The 22,614-nt window shown below is 73.6% G+C and carries 18 protein-coding genes and 1 pseudogene; 6 read left to right on the top strand and 13 right to left on the bottom strand.

The features are described 5' to 3' along the window. Nucleotides 1-136: 136 nt before the first annotated feature. The 7 genes from NRO40_RS02465 to NRO40_RS02435 all read right to left on the bottom strand — a co-directional run bounded on the left by NRO40_RS02465 (nucleotide 137) and on the right by NRO40_RS02435 (nucleotide 6,254). Nucleotides 137-574: a lasso peptide biosynthesis B2 protein gene (locus tag NRO40_RS02465; protein ID WP_058940301.1), complete on the bottom strand. Its 438-nt coding sequence runs from the start codon at nucleotides 572-574 to the stop codon at nucleotides 137-139. Beyond that, nucleotides 571-825, bottom strand: a complete 255-nt coding sequence (locus NRO40_RS02460) for a lasso peptide biosynthesis PqqD family chaperone (protein ID WP_058940300.1) — start codon at nucleotides 823-825, stop codon at nucleotides 571-573. Before NRO40_RS02460 ends, NRO40_RS02465 begins: the two co-directional genes overlap by 4 nt. Nucleotides 826-975: 150 nt before the next feature. Then, nucleotides 976-2,832 (bottom strand): lasso peptide isopeptide bond-forming cyclase, encoded by a 1,857-nt coding sequence (locus tag NRO40_RS02455; RefSeq protein ID WP_058940299.1) that lies wholly within the window; start codon nucleotides 2,830-2,832, stop codon nucleotides 976-978. A gap of 18 nt (nucleotides 2,833-2,850) precedes the next feature. Beyond that, complete coding sequence (locus tag NRO40_RS02450) at nucleotides 2,851-2,961, bottom strand: keywimysin-related RiPP (protein WP_107114980.1); 111 nt, start codon at nucleotides 2,959-2,961, stop codon at nucleotides 2,851-2,853. 625 nt (nucleotides 2,962-3,586) lie between these two features. Continuing rightward, nucleotides 3,587-4,150 carry a hypothetical protein gene (locus tag NRO40_RS02445; RefSeq protein WP_058940298.1) on the bottom strand — a complete coding sequence of 188 codons (564 nt, stop codon included), beginning with the start codon at nucleotides 4,148-4,150 and terminating at the stop codon, nucleotides 3,587-3,589. Nucleotides 4,151-4,436: 286 nt separating this feature from the next. Beyond that, nucleotides 4,437-5,528: a glutamate--cysteine ligase 2 gene (locus NRO40_RS02440; protein WP_058940297.1), complete on the bottom strand. Its 1,092-nt coding sequence runs from the start codon at nucleotides 5,526-5,528 to the stop codon at nucleotides 4,437-4,439. Nucleotides 5,529-5,666: 138 nt separating this feature from the next. Beyond that, nucleotides 5,667-6,254 carry a DUF6328 family protein gene (locus NRO40_RS02435; protein ID WP_058940411.1) on the bottom strand — a complete coding sequence of 196 codons (588 nt, stop codon included), beginning with the start codon at nucleotides 6,252-6,254 and terminating at the stop codon, nucleotides 5,667-5,669. A gap of 201 nt (nucleotides 6,255-6,455) precedes the next feature. Here NRO40_RS02435 and NRO40_RS02430 point away from each other — a divergent pair, with 201 nt between their 5' ends. From NRO40_RS02430 to NRO40_RS02420, 3 genes are all read left to right on the top strand, one after another. Beyond that, nucleotides 6,456-6,872, top strand: a complete 417-nt coding sequence (locus NRO40_RS02430; RefSeq protein WP_058940296.1) for a CBS domain-containing protein — start codon at nucleotides 6,456-6,458, stop codon at nucleotides 6,870-6,872. A gap of 163 nt (nucleotides 6,873-7,035) precedes the next feature. Next, complete coding sequence (locus NRO40_RS02425; RefSeq protein ID WP_306674897.1) at nucleotides 7,036-7,254, top strand: DUF5133 domain-containing protein; 219 nt, start codon at nucleotides 7,036-7,038, stop codon at nucleotides 7,252-7,254. Nucleotides 7,255-7,334: 80 nt separating this feature from the next. After that, nucleotides 7,335-8,186: an RNA polymerase sigma factor SigF gene (locus NRO40_RS02420; protein ID WP_058940294.1), complete on the top strand. Its 852-nt coding sequence runs from the start codon at nucleotides 7,335-7,337 to the stop codon at nucleotides 8,184-8,186. 396 nt (nucleotides 8,187-8,582) lie between these two features. On the opposite strand, the gene NRO40_RS02415 is transcribed toward NRO40_RS02420, so the two are convergent. The 3 genes from NRO40_RS02415 to NRO40_RS02405 form a co-directional block, all read right to left on the bottom strand. Beyond that, the gene (locus NRO40_RS02415; protein ID WP_058940293.1) at nucleotides 8,583-10,916 is read right to left on the bottom strand and encodes a SpoIIE family protein phosphatase; all 2,334 of its coding nucleotides are present in this window, start codon (nucleotides 10,914-10,916) and stop codon (nucleotides 8,583-8,585) included. Further along, nucleotides 10,913-14,941, bottom strand: coding sequence for a HAMP domain-containing protein (locus tag NRO40_RS02410; RefSeq protein ID WP_058940292.1), 4,029 nt, complete (start codon nucleotides 14,939-14,941; stop codon nucleotides 10,913-10,915). The genes NRO40_RS02415 and NRO40_RS02410 overlap by 4 nt, the downstream gene beginning before the upstream one ends. Before the next feature lie 206 nt (nucleotides 14,942-15,147). Further along, nucleotides 15,148-15,525, bottom strand: a complete 378-nt coding sequence (locus NRO40_RS02405; RefSeq protein WP_058940291.1) for an STAS domain-containing protein — start codon at nucleotides 15,523-15,525, stop codon at nucleotides 15,148-15,150. 202 nt (nucleotides 15,526-15,727) lie between these two features. Here NRO40_RS02405 and NRO40_RS02400 point away from each other — a divergent pair, with 202 nt between their 5' ends. Next, complete coding sequence (locus NRO40_RS02400; protein ID WP_058940410.1) at nucleotides 15,728-16,900, top strand: PP2C family protein-serine/threonine phosphatase; 1,173 nt, start codon at nucleotides 15,728-15,730, stop codon at nucleotides 16,898-16,900. A gap of 162 nt (nucleotides 16,901-17,062) precedes the next feature. Here NRO40_RS02400 and NRO40_RS02395 read toward each other — a convergent pair whose 3' ends face one another. Beyond that, the gene (locus tag NRO40_RS02395) at nucleotides 17,063-17,569 is read right to left on the bottom strand and encodes a MarR family winged helix-turn-helix transcriptional regulator (protein WP_058940290.1); all 507 of its coding nucleotides are present in this window, start codon (nucleotides 17,567-17,569) and stop codon (nucleotides 17,063-17,065) included. 788 nt (nucleotides 17,570-18,357) lie between these two features. On the opposite strand from NRO40_RS02395, the pseudogene NRO40_RS02390 reads away from it, so the two are divergent. After that, nucleotides 18,358-19,310: pseudogene (locus NRO40_RS02390) on the top strand (anti-sigma factor RsbA family regulatory protein). A gap of 212 nt (nucleotides 19,311-19,522) precedes the next feature. On the opposite strand, the gene NRO40_RS02385 reads toward NRO40_RS02390, so the two are convergent. Together NRO40_RS02385 and NRO40_RS02380 are read right to left on the bottom strand one after the other, a co-directional pair. Then, entirely contained in the window at nucleotides 19,523-19,927 is a 405-nt protein-coding gene (locus NRO40_RS02385) for a hypothetical protein (RefSeq protein ID WP_058940289.1), read from the bottom strand. Between the two features lie 49 nt (nucleotides 19,928-19,976). Then, entirely contained in the window at nucleotides 19,977-20,174 is a 198-nt protein-coding gene (locus tag NRO40_RS02380; protein ID WP_157901778.1) for a hypothetical protein, read from the bottom strand. A gap of 852 nt (nucleotides 20,175-21,026) precedes the next feature. Between NRO40_RS02380 and arfA the strand changes: the two genes are divergently transcribed. Further along, nucleotides 21,027-22,556 carry an arabinosylfuranosidase ArfA gene (gene arfA / locus NRO40_RS02375; protein WP_058940287.1) on the top strand — a complete coding sequence of 510 codons (1,530 nt, stop codon included), beginning with the start codon at nucleotides 21,027-21,029 and terminating at the stop codon, nucleotides 22,554-22,556. Nucleotides 22,557-22,614 lie beyond the last annotated feature (58 nt).

Genomic DNA, 22,614 nt, shown 5'->3' with positions numbered 1-22,614 from the left:
AGCCAGGGCGATGGCGCGGCGGTGCCCGACCGTGAGGCCGTACAGGGTGGCGATGGACGTCCACGTGGACGTCGCCCCCGCGGCCGTCGCCGTCGCCCCTGTGGTGCCGTCGGGGTCGCGGGGCCGTGCGCGGCGCTCACCGGCGGGGCGGCCGGGGGGCGGGACCGATCGCCATCAGACGCGTGAAGTAGTCGTCCGGCGCGTCCTCGCCCACGGGACGCCCCTCCGCCTCGACCCAGGCGTGGGCCGTGAACGGGGGGACGACGCGCACACCGGTGCACCACGTGGGCCACGTGCCGCCGAGCCGGCAGAGCAGCGCCGCGCCGAGGGACCGCGGCAGGCAGCCCTTGGGGCCGGCGCAGCGCAGGCTCACCGCGCACACCGCGTCACGGGCGTCCGCCGCCTGCGCCGCGCTCGCCGGCGCGGCGCCCCGCCGCAACAGGTCGAGGACGCCGCGGATCCGGCGGGGCGGCAGGAGGGAGAGGGCGAGGGCGGGCAGCAGCACCAGCCGGGCGGCGCACCGCCGGGCGAACGGTACGCCCTCGGGCCGTTCGAGCGCGGACGGTGTCGTCATGCGGCCAGCCCCGCGGCCCGCAGCTCCCCGACGAGGGCCGCGACGTCCCGCGCGGCGCCCTGCGGATCGACGTCGAACTCCGCGACCAGCGCCGCCGCGGCGGCGTCCTCGTCACCACCCGACATCAGGACGCCGACCACCAGGGTCGCGCTCGGGTTCAGCTCCCAGTACTCACCGCCGCGTTCGTCCAGGAGGACGGTGCCGTAGTCCGTCTTCGCGGTGGACACGTCCGCCGAGAACCGCAGTGCCATGCGAGGGTCCTTTCTGGTGGTGGGCGCCGGGCGGCGCCGGAAGGGCCGGGCGCCGGGGGTGGCCGGGGCGGGCTGGGCCGGCGGGGCCGATCGGAGGGGGAGATGCGGGGGGAGCCGGCCGGGGGAGAGCCGGCCGGGGGTGGGAAGGGGTCAGGGGCGGGCGGGGGCCGTGCCGTCGCGGGCCGGTTCGAGGCCGCGGAGCCACACCTCCGCCGCGATGGTCGGGTAGAGGACCCCGTCGTGCAGCTCCGGCGTGGAGGGACGCTGGGCGAGACGGCGCAGGGCCACGCCGTCGACGAGCCCCAGCCGCTCCAGCCGGGAGTCCTCCCACAGGGCCATGAGGTCGGCGCGGTGCTCCCGCAGCCCGTCCGCCGCGTCCATGGAGGCGGCGGCCTTGTCGGTGCGCCGCAGGCACTCCTCCGGCACGATCCCGCGCATCGCCGCGGTGAGCAGGGGCTTGTACCGCCACGGGGAGACCCGCTCGGCGGGGCGCACCGCGAGGCAGGCCTCGATGACCCGGTCGTCCAGGAAGGGGGACGCCATGGGCAGCCCCGTCCGGGCGGCCATGTGGTCCCACTGGCGGATGATGCGGGTGCAGCCGCGGATCTGCTCCAGGTCGGTGTGGAGACCGCGGTCCGGGTGCAGGGGCCGGGCCCCGGCGGCCGCGTCGCGCAGTGCCCGCCCCGCCAGCTCCGCGGCGTCCGACGTGACCCAGTCGAACAGGCGGGGAGGCATGCCCCAGCCGAGGCTGGTGGTGACGGTGGCGGGCCGCGCCCCGCGCAGGTCGACCGTGCAGTCGCGGAGCCACCTGCCGTACGGCCGGTTGTCGGCCAGCGCCCGCAGTGTCCCGCCGAGCGGCCACTGCCACAGGGCGCGGAAGCCGCGCAGCTGCCGCAGGGCGAACAACGGCCGTGTCCGGGCGAGCCGGTGATAGTACGCCTCCGAGCACCAGGCGACGTGGTCCCCGCCGATGCCCGTCAGGTGGATGCGGCTGCCCCGGCGCGCCATGCCGGGCAGGTGGTGCAGGACGCGCGACCGGTCCATGACCCCGATCGTCGGCTCGTCCAGGAGATCGTCGATGCCGAGCAGGTCGTCGTAGACGAGTGGCGAGGCGTCGGCGTCCCACACGACGTGCTCCACGTCGGGCAGGGCGCGGGCGGCCCGGCGGGCCCACTCCAGGTCGGTGTCGGCAGGGTCGCGGCCCGGCCAGGTGCTCGCCACCACACGGGCCGGTGACCGGTCGGCGAGGAAGCAGACGGAGGTGGAGTCCAGCCCGCCCGACAGGTCGCAGCTGACGACGCCGCCGCCCCGGGTGCGGGCGTCCACGGCCTCGGCGAGGGCCTGTCGTACCCGCGGGGCCCCCTCCGCCAGGGCCTGGACCGGCTCCGGGGGCATCCACCACCGCGAGCGGCGCACCCCGCGCCCGTCCGCCGCGACGACGAGCGCCTCGTCCGGCGGGACCGCGTGGACCCCCTCCCAGAGGGAGGCCTCGGACAGTGGGTGCGGCACCGGCCACAGCAGCCGTACGGCCAGCTGCGCGCGGTCGGGCGCGCGGCCCAGGGCGGCGGCGAGCCAGTCGGCGCGGGTGGCGGCGACCGTCACCCCGCCGAGGTCGGCGTGGTGGACGAGGCGGAGGCCGGACGCGGTGCCCTGCACCCTGGTCCGGCCGTCGAGCGCGGCGACCAGGTGGAAGCTGCCGGGCAGGGACCGTACCCAGGCGTCCAGGTCGGCCAGGTCGCGCAGGCGGCCGGCGACCCGGCGCACCTCGGCGGCGTCGACGGGGCAGGTGCCGACCAGGGCGAGCGCGGCGGAGCCGGCGCGGGCGGTGACGAGTTCGTCGTCGTCCCACCGGCCGATCAGCCAGGGCCTCCCGGAGGCGTGGGCCAGGACGCGGGTCCCGGGGCGTCGGAAGGAGCGGGCCGCGGCGGCCGCGTCCGCGCGGTCGGTGAAGACCGCGAAGTGCGCGCCGCCGTGGCCCGTCCCCGCACTTTCGTGCAGTTCCGTCATGACGTCAGGTCGGGAGCGTCAGTTCTTGCTGAAGATCAGCCGGTCGTTGCCGGAGCGCTGCAGGAGCCCCGTCGTCTTGCGGAAGCTGCCCAGCCGGGCCAGGGTCGGAGCCTCGTACGCCTTCTTCATGACTATTCCTCCGGTCGGTTCGCCACCCACCCGGGCGGGGGGTGGCGGCTGTGCCGTGGGGGCCGACCCGGTGGTGGGCCCATCAGGCTCCACGACCGGGGTGGTCGCCCCGACCACCAGCTATCCGCACGGTCAGGCGGAATCACAACCCTGCAAGGCCTAGTCGGACTATCGGGCCAATCGGTCTTCCTTCGGTGGCCACTTGGGACTCGACTCGGTTGTGATCGACCGAGTGTGGCCACCGCTTCCCTGCTGAAACGATTCGACCTGCACCGGGATGGCCCGCGCCCTCCCTGAGCCCCGTCCGCCCGGCTGGAGACGACGAGCGGCGCCCGGCGCACCGCGTCCCCTCCGCGCGCCGTCCACGGGCAACCGCCCCACCCAAGTGAGCCGGTCGATTCTCGGGCACCGACCGGCTCCACCCGGGTCGCCGTCGACGCGAGGGGGCCGCTTCGCGCGTCCCCGCGCGGCGGTCGCGGTCGCCGGGACCCCGCACCGGGACCCCGCACCGGCATGCCCTGATCGGACGTGACCGGTGTACGGCGGGGCCGCCGTACACCGGACGCCGCCGGTGGTGTTCCGGGCGGTCAGGTGCCGGAAGGCGGCCGGGCCGGTGCGCGCCGGGTCACTGCCCCGCCGCGGCCCCGTCGGCCGACCTGCCGCGCGCCTGCCCGGCCCGCCGCGCCTGCCCGGCCGACGGAGGGATGGCCTGCGCGGGTACGGCCCGTGGTGGTGCCGGCTCGGTCGGCGCGGGGATCCCGGCCGCCCCGACCCGCGGGGGCGCGGCTGCGGCCGCCGCCTCGGCCTCGCGGAGGAGGGCCCTCGCCTTGCCCTCCGCCGCGTCGTAGCGGTCCGGGTGCGCCGACCGCTGCACCTCCTGGGCGGTGCGGCCGGCGGACAGGCCGGGTGACCGCCGCTCGACGCCCATCGCGCCGCGGAAGAACCGCTCGGCCGCGTAGGGCACGTCCCTGATCTGCTCGGGCGTGCCCCACCCCTGGCTGGGGCGCTGCTGGAAGACGCCGAGCGAGTCCTTGTCGCCGCAGTCCAGGTTGTTCATGTGCGACTCGACCCAGCCGGCTTCGAACGCGGCCAGCATGACCTTGTCCGACACGCCGAGGGTGAGGCCGACCCGGTGGACGGTCCTGATGACGTCGGGGTCGTGGTCCGGGGGGATACGGCAGGGCGTCAAGACGGCACCTCCTCGATGACGGGCGGGCGGCCGGCACGCCGCCCGCGCCGGGGCGGGGCACCCGACCACGCGCGGGCGGGGCACCCGACGACGGGCGCCCGGGAACCAGCGTCCGTACCGTCGGGTGGCCGTCACAAGGGAGCGCCGCGCCCGTCGCCCGAAAGGGGAGCGGTCGCGGTAGACCGGGCTCCGCCGCAGGTCGGCCGTCTCCCGTACGCACGGATCGGCCGGTCGCCGTAGGGCGACCGGCCGATCCGTCACGCCGCGGGGGGCGCGGTGCGGGGCGTCAGGCGAGCGTGCGGCGCACGCACTCCGCCACGACCTCCTGCAGGCTCCCGGTGCGGTGCAGCAGCGTCCGCTGGACGCGGGCGCCGTTGCCCGTGGCGAGCAGTCCGGCGAGGGCGTCCTGCGCGCCGAGGAGGTCGCCGTTCTCCTCCAGCGCGTCGCGCACGTGGTCGAAGAGCGCCCGCACCACGGCCTCGGCGGGCGCGGGGCGCATCGTGACGGGGTGGATCAGCTGGTCCTCCAGACCGGACCGGGCGGCCCGCCAGGACGCCAGGCGCAGCAGGGCGACGCCGTGCCGCGTGGGCGGCACCCCGTCGCGCCACTCCCGGGCCGCCGTGTCGACCAGGCCCCGGATCAGCGTGGCGATCAGGGCCGTGGTGGACGGGTCGAGGCAGACGTCCGCGACCCGGATCTCCACGGTGGGGTACGAGCGGGAGAGGCGGGCGTCGAAGTACACCATGCCCTCGTCCTTGAGGGCGCCGCTGGCCACCATGTCGGCGACCTGCTCGTGGTACCGGTCCGCCGAGCCGAACACCTCCACGGGACCGGCCGAGGGCCAGCGGCCCCACACGCGGTTGCGGTAGCTGGCGTACCCGCTGTCCTCGCCCTGCCAGAACGGCGAGTTGGCGCTCATGGCGAGCAGGGCGGGCAGCCAGGGGCGGATGCGGTCCAGGACCGCGACGCCCTCGTCGTCGGAGTCGACCGACACGTGGACGTGACAGCCGCACGTCAGCTGCTCCTGCGCCGTGAGGCCGAAGTGCTCCTTGAGCCACTGGTGGCGCTCGTCGTTCCCGATGGTCGGGCTCACCTCCAGCGGGGACGTCGCCAGCGCGGCGACCGAGGCGTCGACCCCTTCGGCGTGCCGGGCGGCCTCCGCCCGCCAGCGTCGGATCTCCTCCTCCAGATCCCGCATGTCCGTCTGCGGCTTCGTCGCGAACTCCAGCTGCTGGCGCTGCAGCTCGCTCTCGAAGACCTCCTCGTTGCCCTGCGGGTCCCGGGAGGCCGCCGCGAGGACCGCCGCGGACAAGGCACGCGGCTCCCCGGTACGGCCGTCCACCAGGAGCAGCTCCTCCTCCACACCCACACTCCGCACGTCACTCACCCTTCCTCGGCGCTGGGGTCCAGCCCGCCTGCCCCGATCGTCGGCTCCCACTCCTGCTCCGGCCCGCGCGGCGCCCGCCGCCCGACCCCGGCCCGTACGCGCCCTCGTGCGACCCGTACGCGCCGCCGCTCATCCGCGTGCCGCCGGGTCGTCGTCCCCGCGGCGGCCCGACCGGTGCCGCAGCCACAGGGGCAGGGCGTACCAGCACAGCGCGAACCACAGCATCACCCCGCCCACCAGGAGCTCCGCGAGCAGGCCCGGGACCACCACGTGGAGGATGAGCAGCAGGGTGCAGCCGATCGTCAGGGCGAGCAGCACCATGCCGCACATCATCAGCTTGTGCGCGGTCCCGACCAGCTCGTCCTTCATGCGCTGGCCGGACAGGAACCGGTGCAGGGAGACCGGGGCTATGAGGGCCGCGGTGGCGGACGCCCCGGTCACCACCGTCACGACGTAGACCGCCCGGTCGAACGTCCCCAGGTCACGGAAGACGGGGGTGAAGGCGACGCTCAGCAGGAAGCCGAAGAGGATCTGGACGCCCGTCTGGGCCACCCGGGTCTCCTGCAGGATCTCCTGCCACCTGCGGTTCACCCGGTCCCGGGCCGACTCCGGCCGGTCGTCGGGGGTGACGTCGTCGCGGGTGACGGAGTCGTCCCCCGTACGGCAGGCAGGGGGAGTTCTCGTGCCCCGGTCGACCGGCGGCTCTGTCATGGTCATGGCGTCCTCCACACTCGGGGGACGATCGTGTGCCCGTTACTCGTACATGCATGCCCATGCCGCCCTCCGGTTGCGGATCGGGGGAAACGGGGTTAGTCGGGCCGGATGGCGGGGGACCCGTCGTTCCGTCGGAACACCGGCCGCCGCGACCCACGGGACGGCGCGCGGTCGGGAGGTCATCGAAGGAGGGAAGGCCAGACCATGACGACGGCACGAGAGATCATGACCGAGGGCGCCGAGTGTGTCGGGGAGAACGAGAGCGTGCTCGACGCCGCCAGGAAGATGACGGACCTCGGAGTCGGTGCCCTGCCCATCTGCGGCGCGGACGACAAGCTCAAGGGCATGCTGACCGACCGCGACATCGTCGTGAAGGTGCTCGGCGCCGGCAAGGACCCGGCGAGCTGCAAGGCCGGCGAACTGGCCCAGGGCGAGGTCGTGACGATCGGCGCGGACGACGACGCGGACGAGATCCTGCGGACCATGACGAGCCACAAGGTGCGCCGCCTGCCGGTCATCGACGGCCACGAACTGGTCGGCATGGTCGCCCAGGCCGACGTGGCGCGGGCGCTGCCGGAGCCGAAGGTCGGCGACCTGCTGGAGGCGCTGTCCACGGACTGACGCCCCCTCAGCGACGGGCCCCGACCGAAACGATTCGGCCGAGGCCCGCGCTTTTGCGTCGAACCGGGGCACCGCACCGGCATGGGCGCGGGGGTCGGGGGTAGCAGCGCTTCCAGGCGAGGCGTAGGACGCCCGCCGGAGCGAGAGGAGACGAGCCGTGTTGATGGCCCACCCCGCCGTGCTGAGCAAGCTGGCAGAGGAGTACGCGTCGTTGGAGGCCCGGCGCGCGCAGGCCGACGGCCCCGAGGTGCGGCGCCGCATGGAGGACGTCGCGTACACGCTGTGCGTCTCGACCGGCACCCGTGACGTCGAGGACGCGCTCGCCGCGGTCCGACGCCGGCTCGCCGAGGTCCACGGGAACGACCCGGTCCTCGCGCTCTGACCGGCCGCCGGGCCCGGCCCGGCCCCGACCACCCACACGCGCGCCGGCACGGCGGGCACGACGGCAGAATCGGAGGGGACATGACGGTGATCGCGGCGGGGACGTCGACGGCGGCGGATCGCGAGGGGCGCATCCCTGGGGACGTCGAGCCGCAGCGGCTCTCCCCCCAGGACGCGCGTGAACTCTCCAGGACGTTCTTCGACCGGCTGGCGACGCTGGAGGAGGGCACCCACGACCACCAGTACGTGCGCAACACGCTCATCGAGATGAACATGTCGCTCGTCCGCTTCGCCGCGCGGCGCTTCCGCGGGCCGGGCAGCGACATGGACGACATCGTCCAGGTGGGCATGATCGGCCTCATCAAGGCGATCGACCGGTTCGACCTGTCCCGCGAGGTGGAGTTCACCACCTTCGCCATGCCCTGCATCCTCGGAGAGATCAAGCGGTTCTTCCGGGACACCTCGTGGGCCGTGCACGTCCCGCGCCGCCTCCAGGAGGCGCGTCAGGAACTGGTGCGCGCGACGGACGAACTCACCTCCCGGCTCGGCCGCGACCCGAAGGTCTCCGAACTCGCCGACCTGACGGGCATGACCGAGGACGAGGTCCGCAAGGCCCAGGTCGCCGCCGCCGGGTACAGCTCGGCCTCGCTCGACGCCGCCGTGCGCGGCGACTCACCGGACGGCGAGGCCGTGCTCGCCGACTTCATCGGCGTCGAGGAGCACGCCCTCGAACTCATCGAGGACTTCCACTCCCTCGCCCCCCTCGTCGCGGAACTCGACGAGCGGGACCGCACCATCCTGCACCTGCGGTTCGTCGAGGAGCGGACGCAGGCGCAGATCGCCGAGGTGCTCGGGGTGTCGCAGATGCACGTGTCGCGCCTGCTCGCCCGCACCGTGCGGCGCCTGCGGGAGGGCCTCCTGGCGACCTCCTGAGGCGCCGGGGGAGCCGGGACGCCAGGAGGGGGCCCGGGGAGGCCGGGATGTCGGGACGCCGGAGGGGACCGACCTGCCCGGCGAACCAGTGACCCAGTCCTGGCCCGCGCGGCCCCGACCGCTCGGGAGACCGCCCGGATTCGCCGGGCCCCGACCCGCCCGGCAAGGCTGCCGAGGCCCGCTCGGCCCCGGCCGCCGGGGCCCGCTCAGCCCCCGCTCGCCCGGATCCACCCGGCATCGCTCACCCGGCCCCTCAGCGGGCCCGCTCAGCCCCCGTCCGCCCGCAGTCCGCCCAGCCCCGACCCGCTCGGCAGGGCCGCCCAGGCCCGCTCGGCCCCAGCCCGCCGAGCTCCGCAACGGCCCCGGCCGCCCGGCCACGGCCCTCAGCCGGCCCGCTCAGCCGACCTGCACGCCGATCAGACACGTGTCGTCGTCCGTGTCGGACCGGCTGTGCGTCAGGAGCAGGTCCAGGTGCTCGCCCAGGTCGCGGGTGCTCTGCCCGGCGATGGGCAGCAGCTGCTGGAGCGAGTGCTCCACCGAACGGTCCCGCCGCTCGATCAGACCGTCGGTGTACATGAACAGCCGGTCGCCCAGTTCCATCGGCAGCCGGTGCTCCTCGTACTCCGCGTCCGGTATGGCACCCAGCAGCAGACCGCGCGGCAGCGGCAGCGTGAACGCCTCGCCGTCACGCACCAGCACCGGCGGCGGGTGTCCCGCCCTCGCCCAGCGCAGCACCCGCGTCTCCGGGTCGTACACCCCGCAGACGGCCGTGGCGGTCACGTGCTCCGTGAGGTGGTGCGCCACCGTGTTGAGCCAGCCGAGCAGCTGCGCGGGACCCGAACCGGTCGCCGCCAGTCCGCGCAGGGCGTTGCGCAGGACCACCATCCCGGTCGCCGCCTCGATGCCGTGCCCCGCCACGTCGCCGACGACGAGCAGCACCTTCTTCGTGGGCAGCAGCACGGCGTCGTACCAGTCGCCCCCGACGAGGTGCCCCTCCTCCGCCGGCCGGTAGCGCACCGCGACCCGCAGGTCGGCGAGATCCACCGGCGCCGACGTCGGCGGCATGATCGCCTGCTGGAGCTGGAGGGCGAGGCGGTTCCGCTCGGCCACGCGCTGCTCGGAGTCGGCGAGCCGGTCCCGGGTCGCGGCGAGCGCCACCTCCGTCCAGTGCTGCGCCGACACGTCCTGGTAGGCACCCCTGACGGCCAGCAGCGCGCCGTCCGGACCCGTCACCGGCTCCGCCACGATGCGGATGTGGCGCACCACGCCGTCGGCGCGCTGGAGCCGGACGGCCGTGGACGCCGCGTGCCGGTGGTACAGGACGGCCCGCAGGAACCGACCGATGGCCACGGCGTCGTCCGGGTGCGCGTGGTGGTGCAGCCGCTCCAGCGGCACGGGCGAGGAGCCCTGCGGCAGCCCGAAGAGCGCGAACAGCTGGCTGTTCCAGGTGATCTCGCCGCTGACGACGTTCTCCTCGAAGCCGCCGATCCGGCCCAGCCGCTGCGCGTGCTGGAGCAGCGCGGCGAGCCGGGTGGCCTCGTCCTCCAGCCGCCACGTGAGCAGCACCGAATCGCCGTACCGGCCGATGCCGACGGCCGCCACCGACGTGAGGGGCACCTCGCCGACCAGGGCGCTCAGCGCCATCCGCTCGGCGTGGAACGCCTCGCCCGTGGCGTGGACGCGCAGCACGTACTCGTACAGCCCGCCCTCGCGGGCGGTCAGCGGGTACGCCTCCAGCAGCCTCATGCCGATCAGCGTCGACCGGGCGCGGCCGGCGATGTCGCTGAAGCGCTCGTTGGCGTACGCGATGGTGAAGTCGGTGACCTGGTCCCGGTCGTCGAGCACGGGCCGCAGCACCATCGTCGGGTCGAGCAGGCTGTCGGCCAACTCCACCAGCGGGCCCGCGGGGTTGTCCGGGGTGCGCGGCTCGGCGAGGGCCGCCTCGGAGCCGGGCAGGGTGTGGGCGCACAGGTCGGCGAGGGCGTCGAGCTGCCGGGCCGCCATGCCGGACAGCGGCGGCTGGGTGTGCGGCCAGCACACCTCCAGGACACCCATGACGCGGCCGGACACCTCGGCGGGCAGCACGGCCCGGGCACCGGTGGTGCCGCGCCGCTGCCCGATGCCCGGCACGTCGGTGGGCAGGTCGCCGAACCACAGCGGCCGGCGCTCGGCGACGGCCCGCTGGGCGAGCGTGCCCACACCGGGCGGTACGTAGTGCCAGCGCTGCGCCTCGCCGTGGACGAAGCCGGCGTGCGCGGCCAGGACGAGCGCGCCGCCCGGGATCGCCGCCCACAGCGCGGCGGCCTTCGCCCCCAGTGGCGCGAGCGCCTGGTCGAGCATGGAGTCCACGACGGCCTGCGCGTCGCCGGTCAACGACCCGGCCTCGGCGGTGCGCATCCGCAGCACCTCGCCGGGGCCGGACTGTTCGGGGGCGAGGACCTGCCGCGCCGCCGCGGTCGCCACCGGCGCCGCCGCGGCGACATCGTCGCCCGCCGCGCCGTTGACGATGTCGGCGGCCAGCTCCAGCAGCGGCAGCCGCGCCGCCTGGGCCAGTTCCTCCAGGTGCCGGAAGGACTCCATCGGCCCGCCGTGGCCCCGCTCGACGAGGATGCCGGTCGCGATGCCGATCAGGGCCCGGGCGTCGGCCGACTGCTGCGCGAGGTCGAGGTCGCGCCGCAGCTGCTCGACGGTGCCGGCCAGGGCCTCCACCCGCTGTTCGTCGCCGCTCATCGGCGCAGCCAGCGACGCATGCGGTCCACGAGCGCGGCCGCGTCGACGGGCTTGGTGATGTAGTCGTTGGCCCCCGCCGCGAGGACCTTCTCGCGGTCACCGGCCATGGCCTTGGCGGTCACCGCGATGATCGGCAGATCGGCGTGGTCGGGCATGGCGCGGATGGCGGCGGTGGCGGCGTACCCGTCCATCTCCGGCATCATCACGTCCATCAGGATCAGCTCGACGTCCGGGTTGTTCGTGAGCATCTCCAGCCCCTGGCGGCCGTTCTCGGCGTGCAGGACGCGCATGCCGTGCATCTCCAGCATGCCGGTCAGCGCGTACACGTTGCGGGCGTCGTCGTCGACGACCAGGACCACCCGGCCCGCGAGGTCGCTGTCGCCCGGGGCCCCGGCGCCGTCCACCGCGGCGGCCGCCGGGCCGTGCACGCGGGGCAGCACGTCCGCCGGGTGGTCGGCCGTCAGGTGCAGGGCGATGCGCTCGCGCAGCTCGTCCAGGCTGGGCAGCAGCTCCCAGGGCTTGTCCGTCGCCCAGGTCTCCAGCTGGCGCTTCTGGTCCTCCTCCAGCCGCCGGGTGTGGTGGGCGAGCACCGGCACCTGGCGCAGCGCGGGGTCCCCGCCGACGGCCGCGAGGAAGCGCATGGCGGCGCCGTCGGGCATGTCGAGCCCGAGCACCACGCAGTGGCACGGCTCGGCGGCGAGCGCCGCGGCCGCCTCCTCGGGGCCGACGGCCGTGCGCACGTGGGCGCCGGGCAGGGAGTCGGCGACGCCGGTGTTGTCGGCCAGCTCGGCGACGGCGCTCTCGGCGACGAGCGACAGCAGTCCCCGTGGCCGGTCCTCGATGACGAGGACGCGGCGGCGGCCCGGCAGCCGGCCGGGCGCGCCGGACGACGCGTCCTGCCCGGACCGGGCGGCCTGCTGCGTGATCTGCGGCTGGTCCTTGTCCGACGGGCCGGCGGGGGCGTAGCGGGCGACCGGCAGGTAGAAGGTGAAGGTGCTGCCCTCGCCGAGGGCGCTCGTGGCGTGCACGGCGCCGCCGAGGAGGTGGGCGATCTCCCGGCTGATGGAGAGCCCGAGGCCCGTCCCGCCGTACTTGCGGCTCGTGGTGCCGTCCGCCTGCTGGAACGCCCCGAAGATGGACTCCAGCTGGTGTTCGGCGATGCCGATGCCGGTGTCGGTGACGTGGAAGGCGAGGGCCGGGCCGTGGTCCCGCATCTGCTCGGGCAGTTCGTCCTCGGTCGCCGGCGCGATGCGCAGCTCCACGGCGCCGGCCTCGGTGAACTTCACCGCGTTCGACAGGAGGTTGCGCAGCACCTGCCGCATGCGGGTGTCGTCCGTGACCAGCTCGTCGGGGACCCCCGGCGCGACGCTGACCAGGAACTCCAACCCCTTCTGCGTGGTCATCGGGCGGAACGTCGCCTCGACGTAGTCGAGGAGGCGCCGCAGCGGGACCTGCTCGGGGGAGATGTCCATCTTCCCGGCCTCGACCTTGGACAGGTCGAGGATGTCGTTGATCAGCTGGAGCAGGTCGGAGCCCGCGGAGTGGATGACCCCCGCGTACTCGACCTGCTTGGGCGTGAGGTTGCGGGTGGGGTTCTGCGCGAGGAGCTGGGCGAGGATCAGCAGGCTGTTCAGCGGGGTGCGCAGCTCGTGGCTCATGTTGGCCAGGAACTCCGACTTGTACTTCGACGCCAGCGACAGCTGCCGGGCGCGGTCCTCCAGCTCCTGGCGGGCCTGCTCGATCTCCTGCGTCTTCGCCTCGATGTCCCGGTTCTGCGCCGCGAGCAGCGCGGCCTTCTCCTCCAGGTCCGCGTTGGACTTGCGCAGCTCCTGCTGCTGCTCCTGGAGCTCCTCGGAGCGCGCCTGGAGTTCGGCGGTCAGCCGCTGCGACTCCTCCAGCAGCTCGTCGGTGCGGGCGTTGGCGACGATGGTGTTGACGTTGACGCCGATCGTCGCCATCAGCTGGTTGAGGAAGGTGCGGTGGACGTGCGTGAACGTGCCGAGCGTGGCCAGCTCGATCACGCCGAGCACCTGCTCCTCGACGACGATGGGCAGCACGATCAGGCTGGACGGCTCGGCCGTCCCGAGCCCGGAGGAGATGCTGACGTACCCGGCGGGCAGGTCGTCGATGGCGATCGTCCGCCGGCTGCGGGCGGCCTGGCCGACGAGGGACTCGCCCAGCCGGAAGCGGGCCGGCCGGTCGGAGCCGGCGACGGGCATGCCGTACGAGGCGATGAGGGACAGATCGATGCCGTCCCGGGCCTCCTGGGCCAGGTAGAAGCCGCCGTACTGGGCGCCGACGAGCGGGGTCAGCTCGTCCATGATCAGCTCGGCGACGACCGTGAGGTCGCGCTGGCCCTGCATGAGGCCGGACATCAGCGCGAGATTGGTCTTGAGCCAGTCCTGCTCCTGGTTCGCCCGGGTCGTCTCGCGCAGGGACTCCACCATGGCGTTGATGTTGTCCTTGAGCTCCGACACCTCGCCGGAGGCGTCGACGGAGATCGACCGGGTGAGGTCGCCCTCGGCGACGGCGCTGGTGACCTCGGCGATGGCGCGGACCTGCCGGGTGAGGTTTCCGGCCAGCCCGTTGACGTTCTCGGTGAGGCGCTTCCAGGTGCCGGAGACGCCCTCCACCTCGGCCTGGCCGCCGAGGCGACCCTCCTTGCCGACCTCGCGGGCGACGCGGGTGACCTCGGCGGCGAAGGAGGAGAGCTGGTCGACCATCGTGTTGATGGTGGTCTTCAGCTCCAGGATCTCGCCGCGGGCGTCGACGTCGATCTTCCGGGTGAGGTCGCCCTGCGCGACGGCGGTGGTGACCTGGGCGATGTTGCGCACCTGGTTGGTCAGGTTCTTCGCCATGGAGTTGACGTTGTCGGTGAGGTCCTTCCACGTGCCGGCCACGTTCGGGACGTGCGCCTGCCCGCCGAGGATGCCCTCGGTGCCGACCTCGCGGGCCACGCGGGTGACCTCGTCGGCGAACGCGGACAGCGTCGTCACCATGGTGTTGATGGCCCCCGCCAGCGCGGCCACCTCGCCCTTCGCCTCCACGGTGATCTTCTGGGAGAGGTCGCCGCGCGCGACGGCGGTGGCGACCTGGGCGATGGAGCGCACCTGACCGGTGAGGTTCGACGCCATCACGTTGACGTTGTCGGTGAGGTCCTTCCACGTGCCGGACACCCCGCGCACGGTGGCCTGGCCGCCGAGGTTGCCCTCGGTGCCGACCTCGCGGGCGACGCGGGTGACCTCGTCGGCGAAGGCGGACAGCTGGTCGACCATCGTGTTGATGGTGGTCTTCAGCTCCAGGATCTCGCCCCGGGCGTCGACGTCGATCTTGCGCGTGAGGTCGCCCTGCGCCACGGCGGTGGCGACCTGGGCGATCGACCGCACCTGCGCGGTGAGGTTGCCGGCCATGAAGTTCACGGAGTCGGTCAGGTCGCGCCAGGTACCGCCGACACCCGGCACCTGCGCCTGGCCGCCGAGGCGGCCCTCGGTGCCCACCTCGCGCGCGACGCGGGTGACCTCGTCGGCGAACGCGGACAGCTCGTCGACCATCGTGTTGATGGTCTTCTTCAGCTCGTGGATCTCGCCCTGGGCGTCGACGGTGATCTTCTGCGAGAGGTCGCCCCGCGCGACGGCGGTGGCGACCTGGGCGATGTCGCGCACCTGGGTCGTCAGGTTGCCGGCCATGGCGTTGACCGAGTCCGTCAGGTCCTTCCACGTGCCGTCCACGCCCGGCACGCGGGCCTGGCCGCCGAGGCGGCCCTCGGTGCCCACCTCGCGCGCGACGCGGGTCACCTCGGAGGTGAACAGGGACAGCTGGTCGACCATTCCGTTGAAGACCGACGCGATCTCGCCGAGCAGCCCGTCGTGGTCGTCCGGCAGCCGCGTGCGGAAATCACCGTCCCGCACCGCCGTCAGACCGGCGAGGAGCTGCCGGAGGTCTCGCTCCGGCACGGCGCCGGCGCGCTCGCCGTCGCTCTCGTGCTCCACCACCGTGCGCTCCTCCGTGCCCGGGCCCACAGTCATGGTTCCCGCCCCTCGTTTCGGTCCGGACGTGCCGTCGACCCCGGTGGCCGGCGGCTTCCTGGTCGGTGGCCGGACAGATGATCAGCCATCGCGTCGACTCATATTGCCATAGTTGTCGAGTGGCAAAGGTTGGTGACTGAAACCAGACAATAGGGCCATTGCGGTGCCGCCGCGCCAGGCGGGCCCCGGATGCCCGCCGGACCCGCTCAGGCCCCGGGTTCCGGGCTGTCGGAGGCCTCCTCGGGCCGCCGCCCCAGGGCTTCCTCCAGGGTGTCCGTCAACGTCAGGACCCGGTCCGTCTCCGTGATGCGCAACACGTGCCGCATGCTGCGCGGAGGGTCGGCCAGGACCAGCGGCACCCCGGCCCGGGACGTCACCGCCCGCAGCCGCAGCAGTGTGTTCAGGCCACTGGAGTCGCAGAAGCTCACCTGCCGGCAGTCCAGTACCAGCCGGTCCCACCCCTGCTCCACGGCGTCCTCGGCGGCGCACGCCAGCCACGGCCCGGCCTCGATGTCCAGCTCGCCGCGCAGGACCAGCACGCGGTCCGCCCCCACGGACTCGATCATGAAGCGACTGGTGGACACTGGCACTCACCTCACGAAGACCGTCGATACCCGTACATCCGGGGCCTTCCAGGTGACCCGGCTCGGCGTTCATCTATACCAACTGCCCGCCGTGGAGCGTAGAAGGTCCTTGCCGTCCGGCAACTGTTGTCGCCCCGGACATAGAATGCGCGTGATCGTCACGACCCGGACGGACCAGCCGGGCCTCCCAGAACAGGACGACGTGAACAAGATCACTAGTGTCGAGCGCGCCCTGCGCGCCGCGGAACCGCACCTGCTGCTCAACGTCGTCCGCATGGCCCTCACCGAGGAGTACGGCGCCGGACGGGTCGAGCTGCGCATGGCCGACTACGGGCTCAAGAACCTCCAGCCGGTCCAGGCGTCCGAGGGCGCCGCCGAGGCGGTGCCCCTCCACGACAGCCCCGAGGGCCGCGCCTTCGGCGCGCAGGAGCCGCACGTCGTCCACCGCGACGCGGCGGGCGTGGTGGACGTGCACCTGCCGGTCACCATCCGCGGCGACCGCCTGGGGGTGCTCTCCGTCCGGCTTCCCGTCGACCGCTACGCCCCCGCGGTCGTCGCCGACCTGGAGCACATCTGCCAGGCCCTGGGGCACGAGATCCTCGTCGCGGAGCGGGACACCGACCTCTACCTGATGGCCCGGCGCGCCGCCCGGCTGACGCTGGCCGCCGAGATGCAGTGGCAGCTCCTGCCCGGCCGCTCGTGCACGCGCGCCGAGTTCTCCCTCGGGGCGCAGCTGGAGCCCGCGTACGCCATCTACGGCGACAACTTCGATTGGTCGGCGTCCTCGGAGCACCTCACGGTCACCGTGACGAACGGCATGGGCCAGGGCATCGAGGCGGCCCTGCTGACGAACCTCGCCGTCAACGCCCTGCGCAACGCCCGCCGCGCCGGACTGCCCCTCGCCGACCAGGCGAGCCTGGCCGACCAGGCCGTGTACGCGCAGTACGGCGGCCGCGCCCACGTCGCGGTGCTCCTCATGCGGTTCGAGCTCGCCACGGGCGAGGTCGAGGTCGTCGAGGCCGGCTCGCCCCGCGTGTGGCGCAGGCGCGGACGCCAGGTGGAGGAACTCACCTTCGACGCCCAACTGCCCCTCGGCATGTTCGACGAGACCGTCTACGTCCCGGAGCGCTTCCGGGTCGAGCCCGGCGACCGCCTCCTGTTCGCCAGCGACGGCGTGTACGAGAGCGTCTCGCCGAGCCAGGAGCTGTTCACCGAACGGGCGCTCGCCCGGGCGCTCGCGGCGACGGGCCTGCTGCCCGCGGCGCAGGTCCCCGGAGCGGTCCTGCGGGCGGTCGCCGACCACCGGGGGGATTCGCCGCTCGGCGACGACGCGCTGGTGCTGTGCCTCGACTGGCGCGGCCGGCCCGCGACCTGAACCCGGCGGACGCCCGGCCGAAAGATCATTGCTATTTGACAACAGTGTCCCTGGGGCAACAGTCTTGGACTGTCAACCGCCGCCCGGGGGCCGGGAGGTGGCCATGGCGGGGGCGGTCGGCAGGATCACCGTTCCCCCTGTGCCCCGTCGGGGTGGAGCGGGTCAGGCGGATCTCGCCTCGTCGTCGGACCCGTCGGCCCGCCGTGCGGGCAGCTTGGTCCCGATGGCGTCGCGGAAGCCCCGCAGTCCCTTGGACAGCGCCTCGCGCGCCGTCGGCGTCATGCCCGCGATGGAGGAGAGCAGGACCTCCTCGCGCCGCGCCCGCAGTTCGCGCAGGTACGCCTTGCCGTGGCCCGTCAGGCGCAGCTCCAGCTCCCGGCGGCTGACGGGGCTCGGTCCGCGCTCGACGAAGCCCAGCGCCTCCAGCCGGTCGCAGAGCCGACTCACCGAGGAGGGCGCGGAGCCGAGCAGCTCACCCAACGTGCGGAGGTTGATGCCCTCTTCGCGGTCCAGGCTGTAGAGCACCCGCAGCTGCGAGGCCGACACGGGAGAGGATGAGACGGCGTCCCGGCCCCGCTCCCACAGCACCTCCAGCAACTCGATGACCTCGCATGCGGCCTCGGCGGCCGCCCGGGACCCGTCGTGAGAGGGTGCCGGATTCACTCCCATAACAGTGACACTCCGAATCAGCGCTGTCGGACCTCGTCGCCCGGCCCCGCGCGCCACGCCTCGATCCCGGGTCCCCGCCGAGCGATCGTGGACGGTGGGGCCGCGGGCCGTCGTACACCGCGCCCTGTGGGAAGCACCACCTCACGGTCTGCCGCACTCCCTCCGTGCCATCGTCGCCGAGCGTCTCCCGTCGCCCGCCCGCGAGCCGCCCCGGGCCGACGGACGGACCTTTCCACGCGGCGGCCGCCACCTCTCGGTGGCCCGTCGGTTCCATGTACGGCGCCCCGGCCGGGCCGTCCCGGGGTCACAACCATATCCCCGAGCCGCGCCGTGCCGGCCAGGCGTCGGCGGGGCGCCGCCCATGCCGTCCGCCCACGCCGTCCGGATGTGCCGCCGGCCACACTACCGGCCGCGCGGGCCCGCTCCCGGCCGCCGACCGGGGCGCCCTGCCTGCGGGTTTCCCCCTCACGCCGGTGTCGTGAGGTCGGTGGATCCTTTTTGGCATGACCTCGGCCGAACGGGAAACACGCTCCCGGTAGGCTCCGGGCGTCCGGAGGAGGGGCGTCGCCCACGCGACGGCGGAGCGGGAGCTGTATCGTCCGGTGCACGGGGATGGTGACACAGGTACGGAGCGGCCGGCGGCCGACCCCGCCGCCCGGCGGCGGACCGGGGCAGGGGCGGCACCGGTCGGGGGCGACGGGTGCCACGGAGCCCACGGGCGCGTCCACCACACCCGCGCCCTCCGGCACCGCCGGACCGGACAGGCCGAGGAACGGGGTGAGCCCGCGATGAACACCCGAAACGGGATGGACCCCTTCGTCCATCCCGCGCTCTTCTACCGTGACGACGCCGCCTACCTGGCGGGGACCGTACCGTTCGTCCTGGACGGGCTCGCGAAGGACGAGCCGGTGGCCGTCGCGGTCCCCGGCGACCGGCTGCGGCTGCTGCGCGGCGAACTCGGCACCGCCGCCGAACGTGTCCGTCTCCTCGACATGGCCGAGGTCGGACGCAACCCCGGGCGCATCATCCCCGGCGTCCTCATGGCCTTCGCCGACCGCTTCCCCACCGGCCGCGTCCGCATCATCGGCGAACCGATCTGGGCCTCCCGCAGCGAGGAGGAGTACCCGGCCTGCGTCCAGCACGAGGCCCTCATCAACCTCGCGTTCCGCGGCCGGTCCGTCACCGTCCTCTGCCCGTACGACGCCGCGGGCCTCGACGCCGACGTCCTCGCCGACGCGCACGCCACGCACCCCGTCGTCATCGACGACGGGATCGAGACCGCCAGCGCCGCCTACACGCCCGAGCGGGGCATCGCCGCCGGCAACCGCCCGCTGCCCGCGCCGGCCACCGCCACGTCCCTCGACTTCGACGAGACCACCCTCCCCGACGCCCGCTACTTCGCGGTCTCGGTCGCTCGCGGGTTCGGCCTCGCCGACCGCCCCCTCGACGACTTCGCCCTCGCCGTCGCCGAGCTGACCACCAACAGCGTCCTGCACGGAGGCGGTCGCGGCACCGTGCGGCTCTGGCACCACGACGAGCGGGTGTACTGCCAGGTGGAGGACGCCGGCCGACTCGGCGACCCGCTCGCGGGGCCCTCGCGCGCCGCCCCGAACAGATCGGCGGCCGCGGCCTCCTGGTGGTCAACCAGGTGTCCGAACTGGTCCGCGCCCACACGGCCGACACCGGCACGACCATCCGCTTCCGCCTGTCGCTCCGATCCGGCGGCGAAGTCACGGGATGACGGCGCGGCCGAACGGCCGCGCGCGGGGGCCGTCCGGCCGACGGGTCACCGTCGCGTCGATACGGGCCCCCGCCCCGGGCCGCGGGGGTCCGGGCGAGGGGGTGGGTGGGCCGGCCGGAGCCGCCTCACCCCGGGTCGTTCGGCTTCGGCCCGGCCTCAGAAGAACGGTCGGAACGCCTGACTGCATCCCGACCGCCCCAACGGCGTCAGCCTCAGGCGTCGGGGTTCTCGCCCTCCATGGTCTTCTTGAGGCGGTCGACCTGGAGCCTGGCGAGTTCGCCGTAGGGCTCGTTCTCCTTCAGCTGCATGCTCTCCATGCGGATCAGAGCGCCTCCGAGACGCATCATGACCTCGGTGTGCTCGCCGGTGAAGGCATCAGTCTCGTCCGCGCCTGCCGAGATCTTCAGCGGCTTCACATCGGCCCATCCCTGTCGCTGTTCGGCTGCCATGCCCTTCAGCGCGACCTTCGCATCGTCCGTCGACCGGAACGACAGGATGGTGAACCTGATCATCGGGGTCTTCGATGCCCCGCCATCGTCTTCGAGAACCAGCAGCGTCGACCCGATCGTGACGAACCCGCCGCAGTTCGTCCCCGTCTGCTCCTCGCAGTCTCGCATCCTGTCGCCGGCGTCCTCGTCGATTCTGGCGTCTTGCCGGCGCCAACCCTCACGGGGCCGTGGCCTTGCTGATGAGGGCTGTGCGGATCATGTCCTCGGTCACGACGACCTGGGCCTCGTCCTGGCCGCCGCCGGTGTCGCCGGCAGCACCCGCTGCGCCGCCGTCACCGGCGCCGCCGCTTCCGCATGCCGTCAGCGCGCCTGTCAGCACTGTTCCCCCTGCAAGCCCCCGTACCAGCTTGAGCACCCTCAACCCCTCCGACTCCTGCAGTACTTGACGTGCACACTCAATCGCATCGCGACATCGCGTGCCCACGGGTCCGAGTCGCGGACGGTGCCTCATGGCGGGACCCGCGAGGCGGAGCCGGATGGGGACACCCTGTAGCGGTGGCTCCTCCGTCTTGCCCCTGGGCCACAGACGGAAGCCAGAGCCGTACGCACTGGCGGGCCTGGCCGGTGCTCCAGGGGGTGCTCGGCATGGGAATGGGGCGAGAATCCGAAGACATCGAAGCGTGGCTCGAACGAGAGTCCACGAACCGCTTCGGCCGAACCGGTTCCTCTCCATGCGTCACGCGCCCGACAAGCGGATCACCGTCTGAACCGCGTGGACGGGTCCGCGCCCCTGGACGGGTCCCGCGACCTCGGCCGGGGTTCGGGTGCGCCGGGTCACGAGGACACTCCTGTTCTGTATGTCGAACAATGGTCGTTCATTCGGACGGACCGTAGAGTCGATCGCCTTGCGCGTCACCTCCCCCAGGGTGGCGGCAGTGGCGCGGACGCTGCGAGTGCCCCTCTCGGTGAGCTCTCCGTTCGACAGATCGGACATCGTCCGTGATCTCGGTGAAAGTCATTGACGGTTCATCGACCCACGTCTACGGTCCCGTTCGAAGTAGCGTGCGGCTGACGGTATGTCGAACGATTCGCGGCCGCTCCCTTCCGTCCCGCCGAGCGAAGGAGCCGCCCTTCATGGACGCCGCGCGATCAGGACGGCCCGGCGGGCGACGGCCGGCGACCAGCCCGGTCCCGGCCCCCTGCCCCCGTTCGGTGACGGCCGGTCCGGTCGTCACCCCCCGACACCCCCGCCTCCCGGAAGGACACCATGCCCGACAGCATCGCCCGTTTCACGCTCGATCCGGCCTTCACCGTGGGAGAGGTGAACGCCCGTCTCTTCGGCTCCTTCGTCGAGCACCTGGGCCGCTGCGTGTACACCGGGATCCACGAACCCGGCCATCCGGCCGCCGACGAGGCCGGACTGCGGACCGACGTGCTGGAACTGATCCGCGAGCTCGGCGTCACGGTGATCCGCTACCCCGGCGGCAACTTCGTCTCCGGGTACCGGTGGGAGGACTCCGTCGGCCCCGTGGGGGAGCGGCCGCGCCGCCTGGACCTCGCCTGGCGGTCCACCGAGACCAACCGGTTCGGACTGAGCGAGTTCATCGCCTTCCTGAAGAAGATCGGCCCGCACGCCGAACCCATGATGGCGGTCAACCTCGGCACACGGGGCGTGGCCGACGCGGTCCGGCTCCTGGAGTACGCCAACCACCCGGCCGGCACCGAGCTGTCCGACCGGCGCGTCGCCCACGGCGACGAGGAGCCGTTCGGCATCCGCCTGTGGTGCCTCGGCAACGAGATGGACGGCCCCTGGCAGACCGGCCACAAGACGGCCGAGGAGTACGGCAGGCTGGCGGCGGAGACGGCCCGCGCGATGCGCCAGATCGACGGCGGCCTGGAACTCGTGGCCTGCGGCAGCTCCAGCCAGGCCATGCCCACCTTCGCCGCCTGGGAGGCCACCGTCCTGACGGAGGCGTACGACCTGGTCGACCACGTCTCGCTGCACGCCTACTACGAGGAAGTCGACGGCGACCGCGACTCGTTCCTCGCGTCGGCCGTCGACATGGAGTCCTTCATCGAGAACGTCGTCGCCACCTGCGACCACGTCGGCGCCCGGCTCAAGTCGAAGAAGAGGATCCAGCTCTCCTTCGACGAGTGGAACGTCTGGTACCAGAGGCGCTTCCAGGCGGAGGCCGAGGAGAACCCGCTGGACTGGCCCGAGGCGCCGCGGCTGCTGGAGGACCAGTACAGCGTCACCGACGCCGTCGTCTTCGGCTCGCTGCTGATCGCCCTGCTGCGCCACGCCGACCGGGTCACCGTCGCGTGCCTGGCCCAGCTCGTCAACGTGATAGCCCCGATCATGACCGAACCGGGCGGTCCCGCCTGGCGGCAGACGACCTTCTACCCCTTCGCCCAGGCATCCCGGTACGGACGCGGCGTCGTCCTCGACGTACGGGCCGAGTCGCCCACGTACCGGACCGCCGCCTACGGCGAGGTGCCGCTGCTGCACGCCACCGCCGTACGAGACCCGCAGAGCGGCACCGTCACCGTCTTCGCCGTCAACCGCGACCGGAGCCGGCCGCTGCCGCTGCGCGTGGCGCTGCCCGGACTGGACGTGAGCCGGATCGTGGAGCACAGCGTCCTCAGCGACGCCGACCCGGACGCGCGCAACACCCTGGCCGAACCGGACCGCGTCGTACCGCACGCCGGCCACGGCGCCCGGCTCGACGCGGGCACCCTCGACGTCGCCCTCGAACCGCTGTCGTGGAACGTGATCCGGCTGGCCCCCGACGCCTGACCCCCCGTCCGCCCGGTCCCGGCACGACCCGCCGCCCGCCCCCGGCCCCCCGGCCGCC

The organism is Streptomyces changanensis (assembly GCF_024600715.1).
GTDB classification, from domain to species: Bacteria; Actinomycetota; Actinomycetes; order Streptomycetales; family Streptomycetaceae; genus Streptomyces; species Streptomyces changanensis.
Note: the sequence above shows the minus strand (reverse complement) of the source record. Positions and strands in the feature narration are given on the sequence as shown.